This window comes from Streptomyces sp. SID5910 (assembly GCF_009862125.1).
Lineage (GTDB): Bacteria > Actinomycetota > Actinomycetes > Streptomycetales > Streptomycetaceae > Streptomyces.
The window spans coordinates 1-16848 of record NZ_WWHX01000730.1 but is presented as its reverse complement, the minus strand read 5'-3'; the positions used below and the strand labels follow the sequence as shown (position 1 = coordinate 16848).

General features: G+C 72.9%; 17 protein-coding genes and 1 pseudogene. 11 read left to right on the top strand and 7 right to left on the bottom strand.

The features are described 5' to 3' along the window. The 6 genes and pseudogenes from GTW67_RS38620 to GTW67_RS25715 form a co-directional block, all read left to right on the top strand. Positions 1-84: pseudogene (locus tag GTW67_RS38620) on the top strand (protealysin inhibitor emfourin); the annotation flags it as partial. 57 nt (positions 85-141) lie between these two features. Further along, positions 142-1443, top strand: a complete 1302-nt coding sequence (locus GTW67_RS25735) for a GH1 family beta-glucosidase (RefSeq protein WP_161167165.1) — start codon at positions 142-144, stop codon at positions 1441-1443. A 143-nt stretch (positions 1444-1586) separates the two neighbouring features. Further along, positions 1587-2666, top strand: a complete 1080-nt coding sequence (locus tag GTW67_RS25730) for a PhoH family protein (RefSeq protein WP_161167164.1) — start codon at positions 1587-1589, stop codon at positions 2664-2666. 12 nt (positions 2667-2678) lie between these two features. Further along, a complete protein-coding gene (gene ybeY / locus GTW67_RS25725) occupies positions 2679-3176 on the top strand; it encodes an rRNA maturation RNase YbeY (protein WP_161167163.1) in 498 nt (165 codons plus the stop codon). Then, entirely contained in the window at positions 3173-4477 is a 1305-nt protein-coding gene (locus GTW67_RS25720; RefSeq protein ID WP_161167162.1) for a hemolysin family protein, read from the top strand. Before ybeY ends, GTW67_RS25720 begins: the two co-directional genes overlap by 4 nt. After that, complete coding sequence (locus GTW67_RS25715) at positions 4474-4833, top strand: MmcQ/YjbR family DNA-binding protein (protein WP_161167161.1); 360 nt, start codon at positions 4474-4476, stop codon at positions 4831-4833. The genes GTW67_RS25720 and GTW67_RS25715 overlap by 4 nt, the downstream gene beginning before the upstream one ends. Here the strand turns inward: GTW67_RS25715 and GTW67_RS25710 are convergent. Then, a complete protein-coding gene (locus tag GTW67_RS25710) occupies positions 4795-6243 on the bottom strand; it encodes an MFS transporter (protein ID WP_161167160.1) in 1449 nt (482 codons plus the stop codon). The genes GTW67_RS25715 and GTW67_RS25710 overlap by 39 nt on opposite strands. Before the next feature lie 148 nt (positions 6244-6391). Here GTW67_RS25710 and GTW67_RS25705 point away from each other — a divergent pair, with 148 nt between their 5' ends. Both GTW67_RS25705 and GTW67_RS25700 read left to right on the top strand, forming a co-directional pair. Further along, complete coding sequence (locus tag GTW67_RS25705) at positions 6392-7213, top strand: helix-turn-helix transcriptional regulator (RefSeq protein ID WP_161167166.1); 822 nt, start codon at positions 6392-6394, stop codon at positions 7211-7213. Positions 7214-7242: 29 nt separating this feature from the next. After that, positions 7243-7596: a cytidine deaminase-like protein gene (locus tag GTW67_RS25700; RefSeq protein WP_161167159.1), complete on the top strand. Its 354-nt coding sequence runs from the start codon at positions 7243-7245 to the stop codon at positions 7594-7596. Positions 7597-7681: 85 nt separating this feature from the next. Here the strand turns inward: GTW67_RS25700 and GTW67_RS25695 are convergent, their stop codons facing one another. Then, a complete protein-coding gene (locus GTW67_RS25695) occupies positions 7682-8284 on the bottom strand; it encodes a TlpA family protein disulfide reductase (protein ID WP_161167158.1) in 603 nt (200 codons plus the stop codon). A gap of 74 nt (positions 8285-8358) precedes the next feature. Between GTW67_RS25695 and era the strand changes: the two genes are divergently transcribed. Next, positions 8359-9312 carry a GTPase Era gene (era, locus tag GTW67_RS25690; RefSeq protein ID WP_161167157.1) on the top strand — a complete coding sequence of 318 codons (954 nt, stop codon included), beginning with the start codon at positions 8359-8361 and terminating at the stop codon, positions 9310-9312. 115 nt (positions 9313-9427) lie between these two features. On the opposite strand, the gene GTW67_RS25685 is transcribed toward era, so the two are convergent. Next, positions 9428-10573 carry a carbohydrate kinase family protein gene (locus tag GTW67_RS25685; protein WP_202437693.1) on the bottom strand — a complete coding sequence of 382 codons (1146 nt, stop codon included), beginning with the start codon at positions 10571-10573 and terminating at the stop codon, positions 9428-9430. A 138-nt stretch (positions 10574-10711) separates the two neighbouring features. Next, positions 10712-12007 (bottom strand): glucarate dehydratase family protein, encoded by a 1296-nt coding sequence (locus tag GTW67_RS25680; RefSeq protein WP_346010739.1) that lies wholly within the window; start codon positions 12005-12007, stop codon positions 10712-10714. 104 nt (positions 12008-12111) lie between these two features. Here GTW67_RS25680 and GTW67_RS25675 point away from each other — a divergent pair, with 104 nt between their 5' ends. After that, complete coding sequence (locus GTW67_RS25675) at positions 12112-12906, top strand: IclR family transcriptional regulator (RefSeq protein ID WP_161167154.1); 795 nt, start codon at positions 12112-12114, stop codon at positions 12904-12906. A 174-nt stretch (positions 12907-13080) separates the two neighbouring features. Then, positions 13081-14427 carry an MFS transporter gene (locus tag GTW67_RS25670; RefSeq protein ID WP_161167153.1) on the top strand — a complete coding sequence of 449 codons (1347 nt, stop codon included), beginning with the start codon at positions 13081-13083 and terminating at the stop codon, positions 14425-14427. Between the two features lies 1 nt (position 14428). Here GTW67_RS25670 and GTW67_RS25665 read toward each other — a convergent pair whose 3' ends face one another. From GTW67_RS25665 to GTW67_RS25655, 3 genes are read right to left on the bottom strand one after another with little or no spacing between them, the layout of a single operon-like run. After that, positions 14429-15427 carry an adenosine deaminase gene (locus GTW67_RS25665; RefSeq protein WP_161167152.1) on the bottom strand — a complete coding sequence of 333 codons (999 nt, stop codon included), beginning with the start codon at positions 15425-15427 and terminating at the stop codon, positions 14429-14431. A gap of 20 nt (positions 15428-15447) precedes the next feature. Further along, a complete protein-coding gene (locus tag GTW67_RS25660; protein WP_161167151.1) occupies positions 15448-16353 on the bottom strand; it encodes a ribonuclease Z in 906 nt (301 codons plus the stop codon). 25 nt (positions 16354-16378) lie between these two features. Beyond that, on the bottom strand, positions 16379-16732 hold the full coding sequence (locus GTW67_RS25655; protein WP_161167150.1) for a histidine triad nucleotide-binding protein: 354 nt from the start codon (positions 16730-16732) through the stop codon (positions 16379-16381). Between the last annotated feature and the right edge of the window lie 116 nt (positions 16733-16848).

Here is a 16848-nt window from a genome sequence, read left to right as displayed (position 1 = left end):
GGGAGGACGGTCTACGCGGCCGATGCCCGGCTGACGGACGAGCAGCGCAGGCTGATCTCGCGGGTGCTGAAGGAGGGCGCGTAACGGGCTTGGCGCGCAGGAGCGTTGACTTCCGTTACCGAGGGTACGGATGATCCGCGCATGGCGACTGACGCGATGCCGCGGTTCCCGGACGGCTTCCTGTGGGGCGTGTCCACGTCCGCGCACCAGATCGAGGGTGCGGCCGATCTGCGGGAGCCGTCCGTGTGGGACGCCTTCACGGCCGAGCCCGGGCGGGTCGGGGACGGCTCGACGGCGGCGGTGGCCTGCGACCACTACCACCGCTACCGCGAGGACGTGGCGCTGCTCGCCGGTCTGGGCGTGGACGCGTACCGGTTCTCGGTGTCCTGGCCCCGGGTGAACTCCCCCGGCGGCCTGGACTTCTACGACCGCCTGGTCGACGAGCTGTGCGCGGCGGGCGTGCGCCCGGTGCCGACCCTCTTCCACTGGGACCTCCCGGCGGGCCTGGACTGGCGGGAACGGGACACGGCGTCCCGGTTCGCGCGGTACGTGTCGGTCGTCGCGGAGCGGCTGGGCGACCGGGTCGGCACGTGGATCACGCTCAACGAGCCCGCCGAGCACACCCTGCTGGGCCACGCCCTCGGCGTCCACGCGCCCGGCCGGAAGCTGCTGTTCGACGCGCTGCCGGTGGCCCACCACCAGCTCCTCGCGCACGGTCTGGCGGTCCGTGCGCTGCGCGCGGCCGGCGCCCGGGACATCGGGATCGCCAACTCGCACGGCCCGGTGTGGCCCGCGTCCAACGAGCCGGCGGACCGGGAGGCGGCGGACTTCTACGACGTCCTGCTGAACCGCCTGTTCGCCGACCCGCTGCTGCTGGGCCGCTACCCGGAGGGCGTCGGCGAGCTGATGCCGGGCGGCGACGCCGACCTCGCGGTGATCGCCGAGCCGCTGGACTGGTACGGCGTGAACTACTACGCGCCGGCCCGGGTGGGCGCCCCGCGGGACACCGAGAGCGGCACGGGCGGGGTGCGGATCCCGGCCGGGCTGCCCTTCTCGCTGCGGGAGATCGAGGGCCGGCCCCTGACGGACTTCGGCTGGCCCGTGGTGCCCGAGGGCCTGACCGAGCTGCTCACCGGCATGGCCGACCGCTACGGCGACCGGCTGCCGCCCGTCATGATCACCGAGAACGGCTGCTCCTACGAGGGCCTCGACGACCAGGAGCGCATCGCCTTCCTCGACGCCCACGTCCGCGCCCTGCACCGGGCGCTGGAGGCCGGCGTGGACGTGCGCGGCTACTTCGTGTGGTCGCTGCTGGACAACTTCGAGTGGGCCGAGGGCTACGCGCGCCGGTTCGGGCTGGTGCACGTCGACTTCGCGACGCAGGCGCGCACGCCCAAGGCGTCCTACCGCTGGCTGAGGGACCTGCTCCGCGCCCAGCGGTGAGCGCGGTCCCCGGCATACCCCGGGGGCGGTGGGATAAAAGACCTGGGTGCTGTCGGCGGGGAGTCGTACGCTGGAGACAGCAGACACACCCGTCACGCGGCGCACGCCGCAGAGGAGGACGAGCAGGCCTCGAGCGCCGGCCCATGACTCAGACACCCTCAGCTCACACGCCCGCGCAGGGGCAGGCGAGAGCACAGTTCACCGTCCCCGCCCAGCACCCCATGGTGACCGTACTGGGATCCGGAGACGCCCTCCTGCGCGTGATCGAGACGGCCTTCCCGGCGGCCGACATCCACGTCCGGGGAAACGAGATCAGCGCGGTCGGCGACGCCCATGAGGTCGCCCTGATCCAGCGCGTGTTCGACGAGATGATGCTGGTGCTGCGCACGGGGCAGCCGATGACGGAGGACGCAGTGGAACGCTCGATCGCCATGCTGAAGGCGAGCGAGAACGGGGAGAGCGACGGCCAGGAGACCCCGGCCGAGGTGCTCACGCAGAACATCCTGTCCTCGCGCGGCCGCACGATCCGCCCCAAGACGCTGAACCAGAAGCGGTACGTCGACGCGATCGACAAGCACACCATCGTCTTCGGCATCGGCCCGGCGGGCACCGGAAAGACCTACCTGGCGATGGCCAAGGCGGTGCAGGCCCTCCAGTCCAAGCAGGTCAACCGCATCATCCTGACCCGCCCGGCGGTCGAGGCCGGCGAGCGCCTCGGCTTCCTGCCGGGCACGCTCTACGAGAAGATCGACCCGTATCTGCGCCCGCTGTACGACGCGCTGCACGACATGCTCGACCCCGACTCGATCCCGCGGCTGATGGCGGCGGGCACGATCGAGGTCGCGCCGCTGGCGTACATGCGCGGCCGCACCCTCAACGACGCCTTCATCATCCTGGACGAGGCCCAGAACACGAGCCCCGAGCAGATGAAGATGTTCCTGACCCGGCTCGGCTTCGACTCGAAGATCGTCATCACCGGTGACGTGACGCAGGTCGACCTGCCCGGCGGGACCAAGTCGGGTCTGCGGCAGGTGCAGGAGATCCTGGAGGGCGTCGAGGACGTCCACTTCTCCCGGCTGACGTCCCACGACGTCGTCCGGCACAAGCTGGTGGGCCGTATCGTCGACGCGTACGAGCAGTACGACAGCAGGAACGGCACCGAGAACGGCGGTCACAACGGCGGCCGCACGCCCAGGCACGGTGCCAAGGCCAAGGGGAAGTAGACCAGCACGACCATGTCGATCGACGTCAACAACGAGTCCGGAACCGAGGTCGACGAGCAGGCGATCCTCGACATCGCCCGCTACGCGCTCGCGCGGATGCGCATCCACCCGCTCTCCGAGCTCTCGGTGATCGTCGTGGACGCCGACGCCATGGAGCAGCTTCACATCCAGTGGATGGACCTGCCGGGTCCGACGGACGTCATGTCCTTCCCGATGGACGAGCTGCGTCCGCCGTCGAAGGACGACGACGAGCCGCCGCAGGGCCTGCTCGGCGACATCGTGCTCTGCCCCGAGGTCGCCGAGAAGCAGGGCAAGGAGGCGCCGACGGAGCACACCATGGACGAGGAGCTCCAGCTCCTCACCGTCCACGGTGTGCTGCACCTCCTCGGGTACGACCACGAGGAGCCCGACGAGAAGGCCGAGATGTTCGGTCTCCAGGCCGCCATCGTGGACGGCTGGCGTGCGGAGAAGGGCATGACCGGCCCGTCCCCGGCCCCGACCGTCTCATGAGCCTCCCGCTCATCGCCGGCGCGGTCGCCCTGGTCGTGGTGGCCTGGCTCGCCGCGTGCGCGGAGGCGGGGCTCGCCCGGGTCTCCAGCTTCCGCGCCGAGGAGGCGGTACGGTCCGGGCGGCGCGGCAGCGCGAAGCTCGCCAAGATCGCCGCCGACCCGACGCGCTATCTCAACGTGGCGCTGCTGGTGCGCGTCGCCTGCGAGATGGCCGCCGCCGCGCTGGTCACGTACGCCTGCCTGAAGCAGTTCGACGGCACCGGCGAGGCGCTGGTGATCGCCATCGCGGTGATGGTGCTGCTCTCCTATGTCGCCGTCGGGGTCTCCCCGCGCACCATCGGGCGCCAGCACCCGCTGAACACGGCGACCGCGGCGGCGTACGTGCTCCTGCCGCTGGCCCGGATCATGGGACCGATCCCGTCGCTGCTGATCCTCCTCGGCAACGCGCTCACCCCCGGCAAGGGCTTCCGCCGGGGCCCCTTCGCCTCGGAGGCGGAGCTGCGGGCGCTGGTGGACTACGCGGAGAAGGAGTCGCTGATCGAGGCCGAGGAGCGCCGCATGGTGCACTCGGTGTTCGAGCTGGGCGACACACTGGTGCGGGAAGTCATGGTGCCGCGCACCGACCTCGTCGTCATCGAGCGGTACAAGACCATCCGCCAGGCCCTCACCCTCGCCCTGCGCTCCGGTTTCTCCCGGATACCGGTGACCGGGGACAGCGAGGACGACATCGTCGGGATCGTGTACCTGAAGGACCTGGTGCGCAAGACGCACATCAGCCGGGACGCGGAGAGCGACCTGGTGTCCACGGCGATGCGCCCGGCGTTCTTCGTGCCCGACACCAAGAACGCCGGTGACCTGCTGCGCGAGATGCAGAAGGAGCACAACCACGTCGCCGTCGTCATCGACGAGTACGGCGGCACGGCCGGCATCGTCACCATCGAGGACGTCCTGGAGGAGATCGTCGGCGAGATCACCGACGAGTACGACCGTGAGCTGCCGCCCGTGGAGGAGCTGGGCGAGGACCGCTTCCGGGTCACCTCGCGCCTGGACATCGGGGACCTCGGCGAGCTGTACGGGCTGGAGGAGTTCGACGACGAGGACGTGGAGACCGTCGGCGGCCTGCTGGCGAAGGCGCTCGGCCGGGTGCCGATCGCCGGGGCCACGTCGATCGTCGAGCTGCCCGACGGCCGCGAGCTGCGGCTGACGGCGGAGGCCGCCGCGGGCCGCCGCAACAAGATCGTGACGGTGCTGGTGGAGCCGGTCGCCCCGGCGAGGTCCGGTGCGACGGAGGCCGCGGAATGACACCCCAGGAGCTGCGCGCGCTGTGCCTGTCCTTCAACGCGGCCGTGGAGGACTTCCCCTTCAATCCGGAGACCTCGGTCTTCAAGGTGCTGGGCAAGATGTTCGCGCTGACCTCGCTGGACGCGCGCCCGCTCACGGTCAACCTCAAGTGCGACCCGGACGACGCGATCCGGCTGCGGGCCGAGCACGAGGGCCTGGTCGTGCCCGGCTGGCACATGAACAAGCGGCACTGGAACACGGTGACCGCCGACGGCGGGCTCCCGGACCGCGTCGTCCGGGAGCTGGTCGAGGACTCGTACGACCTGGTCGTCGCCGGTCTACCGCGCGCCGACCGGCTCCGCCTCGACCGTCCCTGAGCGGCGGGTCCGCAGCCCGGCCGCGATCAGGGCGGCCGCCGCGAGCACGATCACCGCGTCCAGGACCAGCACCGTGTGCACGCCGGAGCGCAGGTCCGCGGAGGTGGTGGCCAGCACGCCGAGCAGCGGGATGCCGACGGTGAGGCCGACCTGCTGCGTGGAGGTGACCAGGCCGGTCGCCAGGCCCTGCTCCTCGTCGGGGACGCCGGAGGTGACGGTCAGGCCGTAGGAGATGATCGCGCCCAGGTGGCACATGCTGGCCAGCGAGACGGCGGCCGTGGCCAGGAACACCGACCAGCCGCCCTCCCCCAGCCCCAGCAGGGCCAGCCCGAGGGTGCCCTGCCCGGCGAGCGCGCCGACCAGGGTGCGGCGGGCGCCGAAGCGGCCGATGACGCGGGGCGCGTACGTCCCGGCGACCACGGACAGCACGCCCTGCACGCCGAAGACCAGGCCGGTCTGGAAGGCGGAGAGGTGCAGGACCTCCTGGAGGTACAGGGTGAGTACGAAGATCACCGTGGACATCATCGAGAAGGTCACCAGCCCGCCCAGGTTGCCCCAGGCCACCGTGCGGCGGCGCAGCATCGGCAGGGAGACCAGCGGGGCGGCGGAGCGGGACTCGATCGCCACGAAGGCGGCCAGGAGCAGCAGGCCCGCGACGAGGGTGACGAGGACGTCGGCGCGGCCGAAGCCGTGTTCGGCGGCCGTCGTCAGGGCGTAGATCAGGGCGAGCAGGCCGCCGGTGACGGTGACCGCGCCGGGCACGTCCAGGCGGGGGCGGTCGGGGGTGCGGGACTCGGGCAGCAGGCGGGGCGCGAGGGGCAGCACGAGCAGGGCGAACAGCGCCAGCAGGCCCATCGTGGAGCGCCAGCCCAGCGCGTCGGTGAGGACGCCGCCGGCCACCATGCCGACGGTGAACCCGAGCGAGAGCAGCGTCCCGGAGATGCCGAGGGCGCGGTCGCGGGCCGGGCCCTCCGGGAAGGTCGTCGTCAGCAGCGACATGCCGGTCGGCACGATGGCCGCCGCTCCGAGGCCCTGGAGGGCGCGTCCGGCGAGGAAGGAGGCCGGGTCCCAGGCGAAGGTCGCCAGCAGCGAGGCGGCGCCGAAGAGCGCGAGGCCGGCGAGGAACAGCCGGCGGCGGCCGTAGAGGTCGCCGGTGCGGCCGAAGAGCAGCAGGAAGCCGCCGGACGGCAGCGCGAACGCCGTGACCGCCCACTGGAGGGCGGACTGGTCCATGCCGAGGTCCGCGCCGAGGACGGGCAGCGCGACGTTGAGGACGGAGAAGTCGAGCGCGACCATGAACTGGGCGGCGCAGAGCACGAACAGGACGAGCCGGTCGCGGGCCGAGAGCCGGGGAGCGGCCGGCGTGCCGGCGGGTGCCGGCGGGGTGGAGGTGGAGGTGTCGATCGCCATGGACAAGAGCCTGCGGGCGCCGGAATGATCGTGGGGAGCGGGCAGTTGTCCTGGTGGTGGCACCACCAGCCGGGAATCAGGGGGGAATCGGCACGTGACGGACACCGGACTCAAGACCCATCGGCGGCGTGAGCTGCGGGAGTTCCTGATGAGCCGCCGCGCTCGCGTGACGCCGGCCGAGGCGGGGCTGCCGGGCGGCGGCGGGCGGCGCCGCACGCCGGGGCTGCGCCGTGAGGAGGTCGCCGTGCTCGCCGGGGTGGGCGCCTCCTGGTACCAGTGGCTGGAGCAGGGCAGGGACATCTCCGTCTCCCCGCAGGTGCTGGACGCGGTCGGCCGGGTGCTGCGGCTGAGCGACGTGGAGCGACGGCACCTGTATCTGCTGGCCGGGCTGAATCCGCCCGCGCCCGAGCTGGAGGCCGTCAAGCACGACATGTGCGAGGGGCTGCGGCGGCTGATCGACACGTGGATGCCGTATCCGGCGCACATCATGGACCGGTACTACAACTGCGTGATGTACAACGACGCGGCGGCGCTCGCGCTGGGCATGCGGCCGGAGATCACCCAGAACTGCCTGATCGACTTCTTCACCGACCCGCTGTACCGGACCCGTTCGCGCAGCTGGGAGCGGAACGCCCGCACGGTGGTCGCCCAGTTCCGCGCGGCGTGCTCGGCCGACCCCGACGACGAGGGCTTCCAGGCGGTGCTGGCGCAGGCACGGGAGGAGAGCGCCGACTTCGTCCGGCTGTGGGAGGAGCGGGACATCGAGGACGCCGGGCAGATCCGCAAGGAGCTGGAGCATCCGCTTGTCGGGCTGCTGTGCGTGGAGTCGACGGCGCTGAAGGTGCCCGCGCGGCCCGATCTGACGATCGTGCTGCACACGCCGCTGGAGGAGGCGAACACCGCCGCGAAGCTGGAGTGGCTGGCCTCGCCGCAGGGCCGGCGCGGGGCGATGTACCCGGTGGCGGGATGACCGGCGCGGTGCCTCCGTATGCTCTGACCATGACCGACACCACCGACCTCGACCCCGAGGACCGCAAGATCGTCACCCTGGCCCGCTCGGCCCGCGCCCGCAACGGCGTGCCCGAGGGCGCCGCCGTACGCGACGAGACCGGCCGTACGTACGTCGCCGGGACCGTCGCCCTGGACTCCCTGAGGCTCAGCGCCCTGCGCACGGCGGTGGCGATGGCGGTGGCGTCCGGCGCGAAGTCGCTGGAGGCGGCGGCGGTGGTGACCGAGGCGGACTCGGCGTCGGCCGAGGACCTGGCGGCGGTCCGCGACCTGGGCGGTGCGGGGACGCCGGTGCTGGTCGCGGGTCCGGACGGGACGGTGCGGCAGACGGTGAGCGCGGGCTGAGGCCGTCGCGCGCACGAAAGCGGCCGGCCGCGAGCGTGCCGCTCGCGGCCGGCCGGACGAGCTGACGCCTCCGCCCCTTCTGCGGTCAGGACGGGTTCTCCCGGACCAGGGGGGCGATCATCTTGTGCAGCTTCGTGTCGTCGATCCCGCCGAAGACCCTGGACGCTATCTTTCCGTCCCGGTCGAGAACGACGGTGGCCGGAAGCCCCTGGAGATTGACCGTGCCCGCGGGAAATCCCGAGAGAATCACTTTTCCGGCGGGGTCGTAGAAACTCGGGTAGGAGACGCCGTAGTCCTCTTCGAATGCCCTGGGTGCGGTCCTGCCGCCGTCGCGGGTATTGATGCCGACGAACCGGACGCCTTTCCCTTTCGTCTCCTCGGCGACCTTGTTGAGGTACGGGGCCTCCGCCCGGCAGGGCGGGCACCAGGAACCCCAGACGTTGACCACCACGACGTCGCCCGCGTAGTCGGCGACGTCTAGGGGCTCGCCCCGCAGCGACTCGCCCTTCATCGGTCCGGCGGCCCGCCGTTCGCCCCTGGCGACCGTCGCGATGCCGTCCGCGCCCGTCACGTACTCCGCGCTGCCCTTCCCCTCGGACGCGCCGCCGCCGCAGGCGGACAGGGAGAACGAGCTGAGCGTGACCACGGCGGTCACGGCGACTGCGCGGGCGACGGGCCTGAGGATCATCCGCCGAGTCTCCCACGGCACCCGCGGTCGTGGGCGGTGCGGCGGGGCTCCGGGGATCAGGGACAATGGGCGCCATGAGCGTGCGTACCCAGTCATCCGAAAAGCCGGCCGAGGCTGTCCACCGGGCCGGTTTCGCCTGCTTCGTGGGCCGCCCCAACGCGGGCAAGTCCACCCTCACGAACGCTCTGGTCGGGCAGAAGGTGGCGATCACCTCGAACCGCCCGCAGACCACCCGGCACACCGTGCGGGGCATCGTGCACCGCCCGGACGCGCAGCTGATCCTGGTGGACACCCCGGGGCTGCACAAGCCGCGCACACTGCTGGGCGAGCGGCTGAACGACGTGGTGCGCACGACGTGGGCCGAGGTGGACGTCATCGGCTTCTGCCTGCCGGCGAACGAGAAGCTCGGTCCGGGCGACCGCTTCATCGCCAAGGAGCTGGCGGGGATCAAGAAGACCCCGAAGGTCGCGATCGTCACGAAGACGGACCTGGTCGACGGCAAGACGCTCGCCGAGCAGCTCATCGCGATCGACCGGCTCGGCGAGGAGCTGGGCATCACCTGGGCGGAGATCGTCCCGGTGTCGGCGACCGCGAACACGCAGGTGGACCTGCTCGCCGACCTGCTCACCCCGCTGCTGCCCGAGGGCCCCGCGCTCTACCCGGAGGGCGACCTCACGGACGAGCCGGAGCAGGTGATGGTGGCCGAGCTGATCCGCGAGGCCGCGCTGGAGGGCGTGCGCGACGAACTGCCGCACTCCATCGCCGTGGTCGTGGAGGAGATGCTGCCGCGCGAGGACCGCCCGGCCGACAAGCCGCTCCTCGACATCCACGCCAACGTCTTCATCGAGCGCCCCAGCCAGAAGGGCATCATCATCGGCCCCAAGGGCAAGCGCCTGAAGGACGTCGGCATCAAGTCCCGCAAGCAGATCGAGGCACTGCTCGGCACGCCGGTCTTCCTGGACCTGCACGTCAAGGTCGCGAAGGACTGGCAGCGCGACCCGAAGCAGCTGCGCCGGCTCGGCTTCTGAGCAGCCGGGGGGGGACGGGCGGTCCCGGTCGCCAAAGCGGCTGCGCGGCCGGCCGGCCCGCCCACGCACCACCCGCCCGGTACGCCGCCACGCGGCGGTAGCCGCACATCGAGGGTCAGGCCGGGCGGCGGAAGCCGATCGTGGGGACCGCGCGTCGTAGGGGCCAGGGTCTGACCGGTTCGTCCGGGACCAGGTCCGCCAGGAACGCGTAGCGGCGCAGGGCCGTCGGGTCCTGCCCCTCTACCGACTGGACCTTGCGCCACCACGTCGCGATCTCGGACCAGCCCGGCGCCGACAGCGAGCCGCCGAACTCCTGCACGGAGAGCGCGGCGGTCAGGCCCGCGAAGGCCAGGCGGTCGGCCAGCGGCCAGCCTGCCAGCGTGCCGGTGACGAACCCGGCGACGAAGACGTCCCCCGCGCCGGTCGGGTCCAGGGCCTCCACGGCGATGGCCGGGACCTCGGCGCTCTCCCCCGTGCGCCGGTCCACCGCGTAGGCGCCCTCCGCGCCGAGGGTGACCACCGCCAGCGGCACGTGCTCGGTCAGGGCGTGCGCGGCGGCGCGCGGGCAGCCGGCGCCCGTGTAGCGCATCGCCTCCTCCGCGTTCGGCAGGAACGCCTCGCAGTGCGCGAGGTCGGCCAGCCCGGCCAGGTCCCACGCCCCGGTGTCGTCCCAGCCGACGTCGGCGAAGATGCGGGTGCCCCGCGCCGCGGCCTGCGCGATCCACGGGGCGCGGACGCCGGGCGTGAGGGAGGCGACGGCGGCACGCGCGCGGGGCGGGCAGTCCGGCGACGGCTCCTCCGGCGGCGGCTCGTGGCCGTGGGAGACCATCGTGCGCTCCCCCTCGTACGCCATGGAGACCGTGACCGGCGAGTGCCAGCCGGGCACGGTGCGCGAGGGGGTCAGGTCGATGCCCTCGCCCCGGGCGAGCGCGTCCCAGCAGTAGTCGCCGTAGTGGTCGTCGCCGAAGGCCGCCGCCAGCGAGGTGCGCAGGCCGAGACGGGCCAGCGCGGTCGCCATGTTGGCCACGCCGCCCGGACTCGACCCCATCCCGCGGGCCCAGGACTCGGTCCCCCGCACCGGGGCGGAGTCGAGCCCGGTGAAGATGACGTCGAGGAAGACCGTGCCGGTGAGATACACGTCCCACGGCGGGTCCTGCGAGGTGCGCAGGGCGGCCAGCGGGTCGACCTGCGGGTCCCGGTGCGATCCCTCGTCCTGCTGCGGGTGGCGGTGGGTTCTCTCGTCGGCGGACACGGCGGTCATGACGGTCCCGTCGGACGCCGCGGACACGGTGGACGCTGTCACGGTGCGCTCCCTGGCATGGTGCGGATCAGGCCAGTGTGCACCACGCCACCGACAACCCGGCGGCGTTCGCGCCGGGCGCCGTGCCGCCCGGCGGCCTCACCAGCGCGGAACCGAGGGCGTCACCCACCCCGGGTCGGCGGCCCGCATCGCCGCGGCGTCGTCGCGGTCCCGCAGCGCGCCGTCGTCGTCCAGCCAGCGGCGGTGGAGGAACTCCAGCCGGTCGCGGTCGAGTTCGACACCCAGGCCCGGGACGTCGGAGACGGCGACCCGGCCGCCGTCGAAGGTGAGCCGTTCGGTGAGGACGTCCTCGGACTGCCAGGGGTAGTGGGAGTCGCAGGCGTGGTGGAGGTTCGGGACGGTGGCCGCCACGTGGGTCATCGCGGCGAGGCTGATGCCCAGGTGGGTGTTGGAGTGCATGGAGACGCCGACGCCGAAGGCCCGGCAGACGGCGGCGAGTTGCTGGGTGTTGCGCAGCCCGCCCCAGTAGTGGTGGTCGCAGAGCACGACCTGCACGGCGTCCCGGGTGAACGCCTCCCGGATCTCGGGAAACGTCGTCACGCACATGTTGGTCGCGAGCGGCACCCCGGTCCGCGCGGCGACCTCGGCCATCGCCGGGGTGCCGAGCGCGGGGTCCTCCAGGTACTCCAGGACGTCCCCGAGTTCTGCGGCGACCTTGAGCGAGGTCTCCACGGACCAGGCGCCGTTGGGGTCCAGGCGCAGGGGATGGCCGGGGAAGGCCTCGGCGAGGGCCCGGATGGCGGCGATCTCCTCCTCGGGCGGGAAGACTCCGCCCTTGAGCTTGAAGGACGTGAAGCCGTACCGCTCGGTGAAGGCGCGGGCCTGCGCGACGACGCCCGCCGGGTCCAGCGCGGCGCCCCAGTCGTCCTGCTCGCCGGCCACGCCCTCGGGATGGCCGGCCCACTTGTAGAACAGGTACGCGCTGTACTCGACGGCGTCGCGGACCTTGCCGCCCAGCAGCGCGTGCACGGGCAGGCCGAGCGCCTTGCCGAGGGCGTCGAGGCAGGCGACCTCGAAGGCGGAGACGACGGACAGGCGCAGCTTGTCGGCGCTCTGGACGCCGCGCAGGCCCCCGACGTCGACCCGGCCGGAGACCCGGGAGGAGTCGACGGCGACCTCGTCGGCCGCGCCGGACAGCCCGTTGAGGTCGCTCACCTGACGCCCGACCAGCTTGCCGGCGAAGGGCCGGGCCAGCTCCAGGTACTTGGCGTCGCCGTAGGTCTCGCCGACGCCGGTGATCCCGTCGGCGGTCTCCACCTCGACGATCAGGCGGGGGGTGTACGGCTGGTGGATGCCCTGCGTGTTGAGCAGGGGCGGGTCGGCGACCAGGATCGGCGTCAGGCGGACGCTCGTGAGCGTGAGGTCGCGAGTCACAGGCCATCTCCGTATGTAGATGTCATACATGTATGAGGATGGAGGTTAGGCAGGTGACCGACGGGCGTCAATGGGGCGGCGGCCGGGCGCCTTACGATCGGCCCATGTCGGAGACAGCAGGCGCGGAGGGCGGCGTCCGCGAGGTGAAGTCGGCGGCGCGCACGGTGGAGCTGCTGGAGGCGCTGGCCGCGCGCGGAGACCGCCCGGCCCGGCTCCAGGAGCTGGCGGACGAGCTGGGCGTGCCGCGCAGCTCGATGTACGCGCTGCTGCAAACCCTGGTCTCGCGCGGCTGGGTCCGCACCGACGTCACCGGCTCGCTCTACGGCATCGGCCTGCACGCCCTGCTCACCGGCACCGGCTACCTCGACTCGGACCCCCGGGTGCGGGCGGTGCGGCCCTACCTCGACGAGGCGTCCGAGGCGCTGGGCGAGACGATCCACCTGGGGCGGCTCGACGGGCACGACGTGGCCTATCTGGCGACCCGGGAGTCGCACGAGTACCTGCGCACCATCAGCAGGGTGGGACGCCGGCTGCCCGCCCACGCGGGCGCCCTCGGCAAGGCGCTGCTGGCCGAGCGGCCGGACGCGGAACTGCCCGCGGGCCCCTACGAGGCGCTGACCCCGAACACGCACACCGACCGGGACTCCCTGGCCGCCGACCTCGCCCGGATCCGGGAGCGCGGCCACGCCGTCGACCGCGAGGAGAGCGTGCCGGGCATCGTCGGCTTCGGCTTCGCGCTGCGCTGCGAGGTCCCGGCCCTGGACGCCGTCAGCTGCTCGGTGCCGGTGGCCCGTCTGACGCCGGATCACGAGGCCCGGATCGTCGCGGTGATGCGGGAGATCAGGGCCAAGGCGGAGGCGACGATTCCGGCCGGGAACGGGGCGGTCCACTGGAGGTGACGGCGCCTCCTACCCAGGCTCCGAAACCCCAAACACAGGTGTGCTCCGGATCACACCCCCTCGCCTGTTTTCCGCCACCCCGCGCTTGATACAAATTGCCCGCGCGTTCCTGTCAGTCGACGGTCGTCGCCCCCTCCCCTTCCCACCCTCCTTTCGCATGCCCTGGGAACGCCCGTGTTCGCCCCCCGCACCACTCCCTGGCCCCTCGTCGCCCTTTTCACGGCCGGGTACCTTCCTCCCTACCTGCTCCCCACCACCGTCGGCCGACTGGACACCGGCCTGCCGCTGACCGCCACGCAGGCGGGCGCCGTCGGCAGTGCGCTGCTGCTGAGTTCGGCGACGGCGGGCTTCCTGCTCGCCTCCCGGGTGCAGCGGACCGGCGCCCGGACGCTGGCCCGCCTCGGGCTCGTCCTGGCCGTCGTCGGCTACGGCTCCGCCGCGCTCACCACCGCCGTCCCGGCCGTCGTCGCCGGCGCGGTCCTCGGCGGCTTCGGATCGGGCACCGCCACCACGGTCGCCGCCACCCGGATCGCCGCCGAGCGGGATCCCCACCGCGCCTCCACGCTGGGCCTGCTGACCGTGTCCGCGCTGGCCGGCGCCGTGTATCTGACGGTGCCGCACCTCGGCCGGGCGCACGGCCTGCCGCTGGCCGCGATCGCGCTGACCGCCCTCGCGGTGTATCCGCTGACCGGCCGGCTGCCGGGCGGAACGGCCGCGTCGCCGGCCGCGCACGCCACCGACCACGCCACTCCGCTCCCCCGCCGCCGCTCGGGACTGGTCCTCGCCGCCACCGTGCTGTGCTGGTCCCTCGCGCAGAACTCCCTGTGGGGCGTCAGCGGCCGGATCGGGCTGACCCAGGCCGGTCTGGGCGACGCCACCCTCGGGGTCGTCTTCGCCGTCGCCCTGGGCGCTGGACTGGTCGGCGTCCTGGTGGCCGGCGCGCTCGGTCCGCGGCTCGGACGGGCGATGCCCATCGGCGCGGGCACGGTGCTGATCGCGGGCTGCATCGCGGTGAGCGCGTCCGCGACCACCCCCACGGCCTTCGCGACCGGCGAGATCGCCTGGAACACGCTGTACCCGGTCGTCCTGTCGTACCTGATCGGCCTCGCCGCGTCGCTCGACCCGCGCGGCCGGTGGGCGGTGCTCGTCGGCTCGGCGTCCTCGCTGGGCACGGCGGCCGGACCGCTGACCGGCAGCGCCCTGTCGGCGCAGGCCGGCTACGCGGGCATGGGCCTGGTCCTCGGCGCCGGACTGCTGCTGGTGGCCGTGCCGATGACGGCCGTCGCCCTGCACACGGGCGGACGCCCGCTGCTGCCCGGCACGATCCGCCGCCGCGGTGGCACGCCGGCCGCCCTGGTCGCCGCCGCCACCGGCACGCCGAGCGGTGCGGTGCCGGAGGTCGGCGCCCTGGAGCAGCCGGTCGTGGAGATCGACGTGGAGGCGCCGGCCGTGCCGGTGCAACGCGCCTACGACACGGCGGGACCCCGGCAGGCGGCTGCCACACCGGGGCCCGGGGCCTGAGTCAGGCGGCGGGGAACTCGTACGCCTCCACCTCGGCCAGGCAGCGCGCCCGCAGCTTCTCGTCGTCCTCCAGGAAAGAGGCGAGGAAGGAGTTGCGGGCCAGCTCCCGCAGCCGCTCGTCGGTGAGGCCGAGCGCGGCCCGCACGGCATCGACGTTGTCGCCCGCGTAGCCCCCGAAGTAGGCGGGGTCGTCGGAGTTGACCGTGCACATCAGCCCGGCGTCCAGCATCGCGGGCAGCGGGTGGTCGGCGAGGGTGTCGACGGTGCGCAGCCGCACGTTGGAGAGCGGGCACAGGGTCAGCGGGACGCGCTCGCGCACCAGCCGCTCGACCAGCGCCGGGTCCTCCATGGAGCGCAGCCCGTGGTCGATCCGCTCGACGCCGAGCACGTCCAGGGCCTCGGTCACGTACTCCGGCGGGCCCTCCTCGCCGGCGTGCGCGACGCGGCGCAGCCCGAGGGCGGCGGCGGCCTCGTACACCTCGCGGAACTTCACCGGCGGATGGCCGACCTCGGCGGAGTCCAGACCGACGCCGGTGATGCGGTCCAGATACGGCTTCGCGGCGTCGAGGGTCGCGAGGGCCGACTCGGCGGACTCGTCGCGCAGGAAGCACATGATCAGCCGGGTGGAGACGCCGTGCCGCTCCCGGCTGCGGCCCAGTGCCCGCCACAGGCCCTCCACGACCGTGCCCGTCTCCACGCCCCGGGCGAGGTGCGCCTGCGGGTCGAAGAAGATCTCCGCGTGCCGCACGCCCTGCGCGGCGGCGCGGGCCAGATAGGCGTCGGCCAGGTCCTCGAAGTCCCGCTCGGTGCGCAGGACGGCCATGAGCTCGTAGTACAGGTTCAGAAAGGACTGGAGGTCCTCGAACCGGTACGCCTCGCGCAGGGCGTCCGTGTCCGCGTAGGGCAGGGCGACCCCGTTCCGGGCGGCCAGCTCGAAGGCCAGCTCCGGCTCCAGGGTGCCTTCGATATGGAGGTGCAGTTCTGCTATGGGGAGAGGCATCGGAGCATCGTACGGCGGTTTCACCGACGTTTCGGAACCGGGACGCGCATCAGGTCCCGGGCCACGGTCAGCTCCCCCGCGTACCCGGCGGCCCGCGCCTGCCGCTCGAACTCCTCCGGGTCCGAGTAGCGCTGGCTGAAATGCGTCAGGACGAGGTGGCGTACGCCCGCCTCCCGGGCGACCCGCGCCGCCTGGCCGGCGGTGAGGTGGCCGTGGTCGGTGGCGAGCTGCTCGTCCTCGTCGAGGAACGTCGACTCGATGACCAGCAGGTCGCAGCCCTCGGCGAGTTCGTGCACGCCCGGGCAGAGCCGGGTGTCCATGACGAACGCGAACCGCTGGCCGGGGCGGACCTCGCTGACCTCGTCCAGCGACACGCCGTTCAGGGCGCCCTCGCGCTGGATGCGGCCGACGTCGGGCCCCTTGATGCCGTGCGCGGCCAGCCGCTCGGGCAGCATGCGCAGGCCGTCGGGCTCGGTGATCCGGTAGCCGTACGACTCGACGGGGTGCGAGAGCCCGCGGGCCTCCAGCGTCCAGGCGGGGGTGACCGCCTGGGGCCCGTCCGCGTCGACCGGCGCCTCGGTGAGGTCGACCGTCTCGCGGTAGGCGGTGGCGTACCGCAGCCGGTCGAAGAAGCGCTGCCCGGAACGCGGGTAGTGGGCGGTGACCTCGTGCGGGACCCGGTCCAGGTTGATCCGCTGGATCACGCCGGCGAGACCGAGGCTGTGGTCGCCGTGGAAGTGCGTGACGCAGATCCGGTTCAGGTCGTGGGCGGCGACCCCGGCGCGCAGCATCTGGCGCTGCGTGCCCTCGCCGGGGTCGAACAGGATGCCCTCGCCGTCCCAGCGCAGCAGGTAGCCGTTGTGGTTGCGGTGCCGGGTCGGGACCTGGCTGGCGGTGCCGAGGACGACGAGTTCACGTACGGACATCGTGGGCGGTCCTGGGTCGTCCGGGTTATCCGGGGGGCCACTCGAGGCCGCGGCCGCCGAGGACGTGCGCGTGGGCGTGCCAGACGGTCTGGCCGGCGCCGGTGCCGGTGTTGAAGACGATGCGGTAGCTGTCCAGCTTCTCGTCGTCGGCGACGGCCTGGGTCTCGCACAGGACGTCCGCGGCGGCCCCCGGGTCGGCGGCGGCGAGGGCGGCGGCGTCCTTGTGGTGCGCCTTGGGGATCACCAGGACGTGGGTGGGGGCCTGGGGGTTTATGTCGCGGAAGGCGACGGTGGTGTCCGTCTCGCGGACGATCGTCGCGGGGATCTGGCCCGCGACGATCTTGCAGAACAGACAGTCGTCCTGTGGCTCGCCGGCCATGGGCGCTCCTTACGGTGGTGATCTTCTGGGGGCATCGTATCGATCCGCCCCCGAGCCTGCGGGCAGTCGTGCCGCCACCGGCTCAGCTGCGGGCAGTCGTGCCGCTGGGGCGGCAC